Source organism: Brachybacterium sp. AOP43-C2-M15 (assembly GCF_052446295.1).
Taxonomy (GTDB): Bacteria; Actinomycetota; Actinomycetes; order Actinomycetales; family Dermabacteraceae; genus Brachybacterium.
Window position 1 is genome coordinate 21,163 of record NZ_JBQSWB010000028.1, and the last position, 9,773, is coordinate 30,935.

Consider the following 9,773-nt stretch of genomic DNA (forward strand, 5'->3'; position numbering starts at 1 on the left):
GGGGCCGAGCCCGCACCCCGATCCGCGGGGCCGGGCCTGTGGGGTTGCTCCTGCCGATGCTCCTGAGGACCCTCGGCGCCGCGCCCGTCGGTACGCTGTGGCGGTGACCTCGAGCCCGCCCCCCGCGCCCCGCCCCCCGCGCAGCGCCGATCCGCGGATGCAGACCGTGGAGATGGAGGCGCTGCGCTTCGAGACGGTCGCCGACTCCGAGACCTTCGGCTCGGGCCCGGCCCAGGTGCCCCTGGCGCCGTGGAAGATCGCGCTGATGGTCGCCGCCGGCGGCGCGCTCGGCTCGATCCTGCGCTTCGGTCTCACCGTCCTCTCGCCGGCGGTCACCACCCCCACCCTGGTCGAGGTCCCCTGGGCGACCTTCTGGGTCAACATGAGCGGCTGCCTCGTGCTCGGCGCCCTCACCGGTGTGCTCGAGGTGCGTCCGGGGCGGGCCTGGATGCCGCCGCTGCTGGGCACCGGCCTGTGCGGAGGATTCACGACCTTCTCCACCGTGGTGCTCGAGGGCTCCGCGATGATCGGCGCGGACTTCCCGATCCTCGCCATGGTCTATGCGGTGCTCACGGTGATGGTCTGCCTGGGCTCCCTCCTGCTGGGCATGCTCGTCGGCCGCCGCCTCGCCGCCCGCCCCTCCGCGGCCTCGCCGCGCCCGGCCGCGCCCGCCCGGTCCGCCGGCTCCGCGCAGTCGCCAGGGTCCGCGCAGTCGCCAGGGACTCCGCGGCCCGCCTCGTCGCCGGAGGACGTGTCATGAGCGCGGGACAGTTCCTGCTGGCCGTGCTCCTGGTGGGGATCGGCGGAGGGCTCGGCTCCGTGGTGCGCTGGGGGGTGCGCGAGCTCAGCACCCGCGTCGCCGCCTCCCGCGACTCGGTCCGGGCGGAGCAGATCCGGCCCTGGACCACCTTCGTCGTCAACATCCTCGCCTGCTTCGTGCTGGGCACCGTGGTCGCCCGTCTCGGCTCGGCCACCGGATCTGGCGAGCTGGTCTACCTGACGCTGGCCGTCGGCTTCTGCGGCGGTCTGTCGACGCTGTCCACCGCGGCGCTGGACATCGTCGAGCTCGTGCGCCGCGGCACCTTCTCCGTGGCCCTGGCCTATCTGATGCTCAGCACCGGCTCCGGGATGGCCGCGCTGTGGCTGGGACTGGTCCTCGTCTCATGACCTCTCCCGCCCTCGCCCGGCCGCGCCCGGCGGTGCTCCTGCTGCTGCTCGGGGGCCTCGTCGTGCTCACGCTGGTGTCCGTCCTCGCGGCCGACGCCGCCGGGGGAGACAACCTGGTGCTCCTCGACGCAGGGCCCGCCGCCCGCGTCGGCGCACCGGTCGCCGCGACGATCGCGGATCTCGCCGGCGCCCTCACCCTCGGCGGGGCGGCGATCGCGGGATGGCTGCTGCGGGACCCGAGGGACCGGGCCCGTGTCCTCACCGTGGTCGCGGCCGCGGCGGGCGTGGCCACCCTGGCCCGCGGCGCCTCCCTCGCCTTCTCCTACGCGGTGGCGACCGGGCAGCCCGTGGGCTCCGCGCGCTTCGGCTCCGACCTCAGCGTCTTCCTCGCCACCGACCTCGGGATCTGGCTGCTGACCGGCCTGGTGATCGCCGCGGCCACGACCACGGTCGCGGTGCTCGGCACCTCGGCGGGGATCGCCCGCGCCGTCGCGGTGCTCGCCGGTCTCGTCGCCTTCGCCGCGGCCATGACCGGGCACGCCGCCGGCGACGAGACCCACGAGGTGGGCACCTCGACCATGCTCGTGCACCTGCTCGCGGTGGGGATCTGGCTGGGCGGCCTGGCCGTGCTGCAGATCCTGCCCGCGCGGGGCCGGGACGACGAGGCCGTGGTGCGCGGCTACTCCCATCTCGCGCTGATCTGCTGGGTCGCGCTCGCACTGAGCGGGGTGTGGGCGCTCGCGGTGCGCATGAATGGGCCCGGTGAGATCCTCACCAGCGCATACGTGCAGCTGGGCGTCGCCAAGGCCGTGCTGCTGCTGGTGCTCGGCGGCCTCGGTGCGCTGCAGCGACGCCAGATCGCGGACGGCTTCGGGGCCGGGACGGCAGGGGAGCACGCCCGCGCCACCTACCGTCGCCTGGCGCTGCTCGAGCTCGCGCTGATGGGACTCGCGGTCGCGCTCGCCGCCGCCATGAGCTCGTCCCCGCCCCCGGCCGAGGCGGGCACCCCGCCGGCGGGCACCGCGGGCGTGCTCACCGGCTACCCGCTGCCCGCGGCGCCCGAGCTGACCGCCGTGCTCACCGCTTGGCGCCCGGATCCGTTCGGGATGGCGCTCGCGTGCGTGCTGGTGCTGCTGTGGTGGCGTCCGCGGGCTTCCCGCCGGCCTCGGGCCGAGAGCGTCCGCCTCGTGCTCGGCGCGGCGGCGCTGGTGCTGCTGACCAGCGGGCCGCTGAACGTGTACGGCAAGGTGCTGATCTCCGCCCACGTGCTGCAGCACGTGCTGCTGATGGTGGCGGTCGGGGTGCTGCTGGGCAGCATCGGCACGGTCCCCGAGCGCCTGCGCGCGGTGGTGCGCGGGCGCTGGTGGCTCGCGGCGCTGCTCGCGGTGGTCGGTCCGGCGCTGCTGGTCGCGGCGTACGTGAGCCCGTTCCTCCGGGTCGCTCTCGACGGGCACGCCGCCCATCTCGCGCTGCAGATGACGGCGCTGTTCGGGGGCATGGTGAGCGCGCACGCGGTGCGGGTCGTGCCGGCCGTCCCTGCCTGGCGGCGCCTCGTGGTGCTCGCCCTCCCGCTCACGGTGGGGCTGGTCGCGGGTCTCGCCCTGCTGTTCACCGATGCGCTGCTGGCCGCGAGCTGGTTCGGCGCCACCGGCCGCACCTGGTGGGCCGACGCCCTGGCCGATCAGCACCGGGCCGGGGTCGCGGTGCTCGCCGTGACGGTGGTCGGCGCGGTGGTGCTCGCCGCGGTCCCGGGCGGGCCGCGCCGCCCGCGCGAGGACTGACCCCCGCGCCGCGGGACGGCTCGTGCCGCAGACGTGCCCGCGCGGCGCGGGCGCCGGATCAGGCGAACAGGGCCCGCATCGCGCGCAGACGGGCCAGCAGGGTGTCGCGGTCGACCCGCGGGATCAGGTCCTCCCCCGCCTCGCCGGCCGGTTCCGGGGCGCGGCGCGCCGTGACCTTCTGGGCGCCGAACAGGCCCTCGACCCGTCCGCGCAGGCCGGAGCCGCGCGGCGAGGACGCCACCGGCACGGCGCTCTCGGAGCCCGCCCGCAGGCGGCGGAACTGCTCGAGCGCGGGGGAGGAGCCCTCCCGGGCGGCGGCCAGCATGTAGGCGGCGATGTCCGCCTGCTCGACGAGGATCGGCAGCGCGCCGCCGACGACCCGCTGCTGGCCCAGGAGCACCAGGTCGTCGCGGCCGCGGGCGAAGGCGCCGAGGAACAGGTCCGGGGCGCCGGACTCGGTGCGCGGGACCAGATCGGCCGGCAGGTGCGGGGCGCCGGACTCGTAGCCGGTGGCGAGCACGATGAGGTCCGGGGAGAAGCCCAGGTGCCCGGCGTGCGCGCCGACGGCCAGGTGGGTGACGCCGCCGTCGGCGTCCACGCCCGTGACCTCGCCGGCCGGGGTGATCCGGCCTTCGCGCACCCGGTCCAGCACGTCGTCGGAGACGATGACCGCGTCCTCGAGCAGGGGCGCGGCCGGGGCCGGGAGGCCCGCGGCGGCGGGATCGCCGACGGTGCGGCGGATGACGGTCTCGGCGATCCGCCCGTTCAGCCCGCCGAGCACCGAGGGCTCCTTGGAGGCGGCGACGTCCCCCGGCGTCCCGGCGATGCGGCGCGGCACCACCCAGTGCCCGGTGCGCATCGACCAGCGCACCTCGAGAGCGCGGCGGGCGGCGTCGACGGAGATGTCGGCGGCGGACTGCCCGGAGCCGACCACCAGCACCCGCTTGCCCTCGAGGCCGTCGGCCCCGGTCCAGTCCTTGGCATGGATGACCTGCACCGAGGAGGGGACGTCCTCCGCCCAGTCCGGGCGGTGCGGGCGCTCGGCGATGCCATGGGCGGAGACGACCGCGCGGTAGATCCCGACCTCGCCGGTGGACAGCTCCACCTCCCACACGCCCTCGGCGAAGGGGCGCGCGGAGCGCACCGCGGTGCGGGGGCGGAAGTGCTCGGTGAGCTCGTGCCGCGCGGCATAGGCCCGCAGGTACTTCGACATCTGGGCGGGGGAGAGGTACTCCGGGAAGGAGACCGGCTGCAGCATGTCCTCGTACTGGGTGTGCTCGCGCGAGGAGATCATCTCCATCGTGCGCCACACCGGCGTGTCCTCGCGCTCGAGGTCCCAGATCCCGCCGACGTGCTTGGCGCGGTCGACCAGATCGAAGGGGACCGACAGCGCCTTCAGCGCCGCGGCGGCGGCGAGACCGGCGGGGCCGGCGCCGATGATCAGCACCTTCTCGCGGGTGGGGATCTGGTCGTGGGGATCGGGCATCGAGGGAGGCCTTCTTCCGGATCGGGCGGCGCGCAGGGCCCGGCCATGTTCCCGGGCGCCCGGCGCAACGGCGGGCGGACGCTCGCCATCCTAATCGTCGCGCCCGGTCCGGGACGCCGCTTCGTCGTCAGCGGCGGCCGGACCGCGCACGGGACCCGCCGACCGTGGACCTCGCCCCTCGGCGCGCGCCCTCAGGCCACCGCGGTGATCACCGCGGAGACCCCCAGGGTGATGATGATCGTGCTGGTGACGTGGGCGAGGATCACCTGATGGCGCACCAGGCGGCGGCCGGCGGCGGTCAGCGGCGTGAGCTCGCCGGCGCCGGAGGACGCCTGGATCAGCACCGCTCCGTAGACGTAGTCGCCGATCGCACGGTCGGGTCCGTCGGTGCCGGGCAGCGAGAAGGCGGTGCCGCGGGAGTCCTCGGCGGCGTACTCGACCGCGAAGGTCACCACCGACCCGATCCAGGCGGTGATCACCGCGGCGACGGTCAGCACCAGCAGCGCCGTGATCGGCACCTCGGGCGGCGGGGAGATGAGCAGCAGCACCGCGATCACCGCCATCATCAGCATCTGCACCACTTCGCTGAAAGCGCTGCTGCGCCCCATGTACCAGCGGTAGAAGCGCACGGCGCGGCGGGCGCGCGGCAACCGGGCGGCGGCGACCATGCGCCGCCGCGGCTGTCCGGACAGCGACCACAGGGTCAGACCGGCGATGGCCAGGGTGTACACCGAGATCATCACGATCAGGAGGATGAGGAACAGTGGGATCGTGAGCGCGTCGCGGTCCGGGTCCGCGATCCCCATCGGCAGGACGGCCCCGAGGCCCAGCACGATCGAGAGCAGCGCCGCGAGGGTCAGGCGCAGGTTCTCGGAGAGCAGACGGCGGCGCAGCGACCGGCGGCGGCGCGGACGTCGACCGACGGCGCGGGCTCGACGGTGCGCAGCGAGCTGGCGGAGCCGACGGACGACCTGGGACCGACGGTCGGCACGGGGCCGACGGTCGGCACGGGAACGCCGGACGGCACGGGGCCGTCGCGGGCGGCTGCGGCGGATCTGCCGCGGTGCGGGGTCGGGGCCGGGGGCGGTGTCGTTCACGGCAGGAGATCTCCGGCCCGCTCCCGGGCCAGGAGCAGCGCCCCGGGCAGACCCGTGGGGGCGGTGCGGAAGGAGCGGCCCGCGCTGCGCAGCCCCTGCTCGACCCCGTCGTGGATCGGCCCGGGGCCGGTGAGGACGGACCCGGCCAGCACCACCGGCAGCGAGGCGTCGGGGTCCAGGGCGCGCACGGTGTCCAGCACGTGCCCGATCGCGGTGTCGATGATCTCCCGGGCCACCGGGTCCTCGACGATGCTCCCGGGCACCCTCGCGAAGAGGCCCAGCGCCGCGGGCGCCCCGGCGGGCAGGTGCTCGTCCAGCGCCCGGATCAGGTCCTGGCGCGGATCGCCGGTGGCCGAGGGCGGATGCTCCCCCTCGCGCAGGTCGAGGTCGAGAATCCTGCCGATCTCCTCGGTGAGACGGGTGTGCGGGCCGCGTCCGTCGATGTCCGCCGCGACCGCCTCCAGAGTGCGCCGCCCCAGCCAGACCGCGGAGCCGATGTCCCCCAGCAGCCAGCCCATGCCGTCCCGCCGGGCCACCGGCTCGCGGTCGTGGAAGCGCACCGCGACCGCACCGGTCCCGGCCAGCACCAGCAGGCCGTCGTCCCCCGCCCCGCCGGCGAGGAAGGCGGTGTGCAGGTCGTCGGTGACGAGGATCCGCTCGGGAGGGATGTCCAGCCGCGCCAGGCGCTCGCCGACGGCCTCGCGCACCTGGGCGGCACGGGCCGGGCCGGCGCCGGAGATGCCCAGCGCCATCGCGGCCACCTCGCCGTCGCCGCCCAGCACCTGCCGGCCCCGCTGGAGGACCTCGCGCACGGTCTCGACGAGGACGTCGAACGCGGCCGGGCCCGAGGAGCGCAGGTTCGCCCCGGGCCCCTCCGCCTCCGCGACCACCGGCCCGCCGAGCGGGGCGAGGGCGAGGCGTGCACTGGTCCCGCCGATGTCCCCGGCGATGACCAGGTGGTTCGACGAGGAGGACGGGACCTGGCCGGCAGCGCTCGCCGAGCCGGGCTCGGCCCCGGCACCGGGCCCGCCGCGGTCGCGCCCGTGCGTCCCGGGATCGGACTCGCTCATGTGGATCCCCCTCGTCGTCTCCCGACATCGTAGACGGACCTCGCTACCCTGGCCCCTGCACCGCGCGCGCTCCCGGACGGCCACCGACGGCGCCCGGCACGCCGCGCGACCCCGCCCCCGAGCTCAGGAGATCCCCCGTGACCCACCCCCAGCCGGACGGGACGGCCCTCGACGTCTCCCTCGTCGACCTCGCCTCCCCGACCGAGGAGCGCAACCCCGCCAGTGCGGAGCTCGATGCGCTCGACGCCCGCGGCATGGTCGACGTGATCCTCGGGCAGGACGCGACGGTCGCCGCCGCCGTCCAGGCCCGGGCGGGGGAGATCGCCGCCCTGGTCGAGGTGTGCGTCGAGGCGATCGCCGGCGGCGGCACCGTCCACTACCTCGGCGCCGGCACCTCCGGCCGCCTGGGCGTGCTGGACGCGGTGGAGCTCGCTCCCACCTTCAACGCCGACGAGTCGATGGTCGCCGCCCACATCGCCGGCGGCCAGGGCGCCTTCCTCACCGCGGTGGAGGGTGCCGAGGACTCCACCGAGGCCGGGGCGGAGCTGGTGCGCAGCCGCTGCCGCCCCGGGGACGTGGTCATCGGCCTGGCGGCGAGCGGACGCACCCCGTTCGTGGGCGGGGCCCTGGAGGCCGCGCGCGCCGCGGGCATGCCCACCGCCCTGATCTCCGCGAACCCGCAGGCGCAGCTCGCGCCGCTGGCCGATCACCCGGTCCTGCTGGACGTCGGCCCGGAGGTCGTCACCGGCTCCACGCGCATGAAGGCGGGCACCGCGCAGAAGCTCACCCTGAACGCGCTGTCCACCGCGACGATGGTGCGCCTGGGCACCACCTTCGGGAACCTCATGATCGAGGTGCGGCCGACGAACGCGAAGCTCGTCGCACGCACCGTGCGCATGCTCGTGCAGGCCACCGGGCAGGATCCGGAGCGCGCCGTGGAGGTGCTGGACGCCGCGGGCGGCAGCGTGCGGGTGGCGCTGGTGGCGCTGCTCTCCGGCGCCGAGGTCGAGGCCGCCCGGGCCGCGCTCGAGGACTTCCCGCGCGATCCGCGGCGCATCGGCGACCCGGCCGGGATCCGCTCGGCCGTCGCCGCGCTCGGCCAGCTGGACTGAGGCCGGCTCCCACCCCGCCCGACGGCCATCGCGCCCGACGGCCGCCGAAAACTCCTGGACCCCGGCCCGCGTCGCCCCCTACCGTGGTGCCATGCGCCTGTGATCAGCCCCGCCGTCCACCGACCCTCCGCGCCGAGGAGCTGATCCATGTCCGCGCACCCCCTGCACCCCACCTCGCCCGTCGACACCTCGCCCGTCGACACCCCGGCAGGTGTCGCCGCCGCCCCCGCCGATGCGCAGCTCGGGGCCGCCGCTCCCGGAGGGGCCGGCCTGCACCTGCGGGCCGACGGGATCTCCTTCTCCTACCCCGATCGACGCGTGCTCACCGACGTGAGCCTGGTGGTGCCTGCCGGGCGCCCCACCGGACTGCTCGGCGAGAACGGCAGCGGCAAGTCCACGCTGCTGCGGGTCCTCGCCGGGCAGCTGGTCCCCGACACCGGCACGCTCGCGGTCCCCGGCCCTCTCGGCGTGCTCCACCAGGAGCTCCCCTTCGGCCCGTCGGTCACGCTCGCCGAGGTGATCGCCGACGCGCTCGAGCGCTCCCGCCGCCTCGAGCGCGAGCTGCTCGCCGCCGGCGAGGCCCTCGCCGACGCCGGGGGAGAGCCGCCGCCGCATGCCGTGCAGCGCTACGACGAGCTGCTCGCCGAGGCCACGCTCGCCGACGTGTGGGACGCGGACCGCCGCGCCGAGGAGGTCCTGGCCGGGCTGAGCCTCGCCGAGGTCGACCCCGCCACGGCGATCGGGCGGATCAGCGGCGGTCAGCGCGAGCGGCTGGCCCTCGCGCACCTCCTGGTCGCGCGCCCCACCAGCTGGCTGCTCGACGAGCCCACCAACCATCTCGACGACGCCGGTGCCGCCTTCCTCGTGGGCGCGATCGCCGCCCACCCCGGCCCGGTGCTGATCGCGAGCCACGACCGCGCCTTCCTCGACGATGCGACCGTGGCCCAGCTCGACCTCGACCCCGCCGAGTCCCCGCTCGCGACAGAGCCCGGCGGGCTCACCGTGTACACCGGCGGGTTCAGCGACTACCTGCTGGCCCGCTTCGAGGCACGGGACCGCTGGGAGCACCGCTACCGCAGCGAGCAGGAGGAGCTCTCGTCCCTGCGGCAGGCGGTCAAGGACGCCGCGACCGTGGGCCATCCGGGCGCCGCGCCGCGCACCGAGTCGAGGATCTCGAAGAAGTTCTACGCCGACCGCAACGCGGCCGTGGTCTCTCGTCGGCTGCGGGACGCCCGAGCCCGTCTCGCCCAGCTCGAGCAGGAGCAGGTCCGCAAGCCTCCCGCGGAGCTGCAGCTCACGCACCTGCCCGCGGCGCCGGGAGGCGGGGACGGGCAGGTCCAGCTCGCCGTCAGCGCGCTCGAGGTCACCGGCCGCCTCGCCCCCACCTCCTTCAGTCTCTCCCGCGGAGAGCGGCTGCTGGTCACCGGCGCGAACGGGAGCGGCAAGTCCACGCTGCTCGAGGCGGTCACGGGGACGCTCACTCCGAGCGCCGGCACCGTGGACCGTCCCCGCGGCCTGCGCATCGGGCACCTCGGTCAGGACGACGAGGCGCCGCCCGGCCGCACCGTCGGTCAGCACCTGCGCGAGGCCGCGGGGATCAGCGGGGCCGACGACGAGGTGCCGGAGCTGTTCGGGCTCGTGCACCCGCGCGACCTGTCCCGTCCCCTCGAGCTGCTCTCCCGCGGTCAGCTGCGCCGCGTGATGCTCGCCGCCGTGCTGCTGGACCCGCCCGAGCTGCTGGTCCTGGACGAGCCCACCAACCATCTGGCCCTGGTCACCGCGACCCGGCTCGAGGCGGCGCTCGAGCAGTGGACCGGCACCCTGCTGATCGCCTCCCACGACCGATGGCTGCGCAGCCGCTGGCAGGGGGAGGTGCTCGAGCTCGACCGGTGAGGGGCCCCGGCGGCGGGCGAGCGGGCACCGTCGAGCAGGGCAGGGCGGACGCGCGGGCGGACACAGACGTTCACGGTCCTCGCCCCCGGCGGCGATCCCGGGCCAGGCTGGACCGACACCCGTCCCAGGAGGAGCCCCCATGACCGAGCAGAGCCCGAAGTTCGAGA

8 protein-coding genes are annotated in these 9,773 nt (G+C 75.9%); 5 read left to right on the plus strand and 3 right to left on the minus strand.

What is annotated here, in order from left to right:
• The first annotated feature begins 103 nt into the window (after positions 1–103).
• From ACT3SP_RS18120 to ACT3SP_RS18130, 3 genes are read left to right on the plus strand one after another with little or no spacing between them, the layout of a single operon-like run.
• Positions 104–760 (plus strand): fluoride efflux transporter FluC, encoded by a 657-nt coding sequence (locus ACT3SP_RS18120; RefSeq protein ID WP_444588686.1) that lies wholly within the window; start codon positions 104–106, stop codon positions 758–760.
• Positions 757–1,167 (plus strand): fluoride efflux transporter FluC, encoded by a 411-nt coding sequence (locus tag ACT3SP_RS18125; RefSeq protein ID WP_444588687.1) that lies wholly within the window; start codon positions 757–759, stop codon positions 1,165–1,167. Before ACT3SP_RS18120 ends, ACT3SP_RS18125 begins: the two co-directional genes overlap by 4 nt.
• Positions 1,164–2,948 carry a CopD family protein gene (locus ACT3SP_RS18130; protein WP_444588688.1) on the plus strand — a complete coding sequence of 595 codons (1,785 nt, stop codon included), beginning with the start codon at positions 1,164–1,166 and terminating at the stop codon, positions 2,946–2,948. Before ACT3SP_RS18125 ends, ACT3SP_RS18130 begins: the two co-directional genes overlap by 4 nt.
• Before the next feature lie 58 nt (positions 2,949–3,006).
• On the opposite strand, the gene ACT3SP_RS18135 is transcribed toward ACT3SP_RS18130, so the two are convergent.
• From ACT3SP_RS18135 to ACT3SP_RS18145, 3 genes are all read right to left on the minus strand, one after another.
• A complete protein-coding gene (locus tag ACT3SP_RS18135; RefSeq protein WP_444588689.1) occupies positions 3,007–4,434 on the minus strand; it encodes a flavin-containing monooxygenase in 1,428 nt (475 codons plus the stop codon).
• A gap of 191 nt (positions 4,435–4,625) precedes the next feature.
• Positions 4,626–5,531, minus strand: a complete 906-nt coding sequence (locus tag ACT3SP_RS18140) for a DUF1345 domain-containing protein (RefSeq protein ID WP_444588690.1) — start codon at positions 5,529–5,531, stop codon at positions 4,626–4,628.
• Positions 5,528–6,601 (minus strand): N-acetylglucosamine kinase, encoded by a 1,074-nt coding sequence (locus ACT3SP_RS18145; protein WP_444588691.1) that lies wholly within the window; start codon positions 6,599–6,601, stop codon positions 5,528–5,530. Before ACT3SP_RS18145 ends, ACT3SP_RS18140 begins: the two co-directional genes overlap by 4 nt.
• A gap of 137 nt (positions 6,602–6,738) precedes the next feature.
• Between ACT3SP_RS18145 and ACT3SP_RS18150 the strand changes: the two genes are divergently transcribed.
• Complete coding sequence (locus ACT3SP_RS18150; protein ID WP_444588692.1) at positions 6,739–7,713, plus strand: N-acetylmuramic acid 6-phosphate etherase; 975 nt, start codon at positions 6,739–6,741, stop codon at positions 7,711–7,713.
• A 147-nt stretch (positions 7,714–7,860) separates the two neighbouring features.
• Positions 7,861–9,606, plus strand: a complete 1,746-nt coding sequence (locus ACT3SP_RS18155; RefSeq protein WP_444588693.1) for an ABC-F family ATP-binding cassette domain-containing protein — start codon at positions 7,861–7,863, stop codon at positions 9,604–9,606.
• Positions 9,607–9,773: the final 167 nt, after the last annotated feature.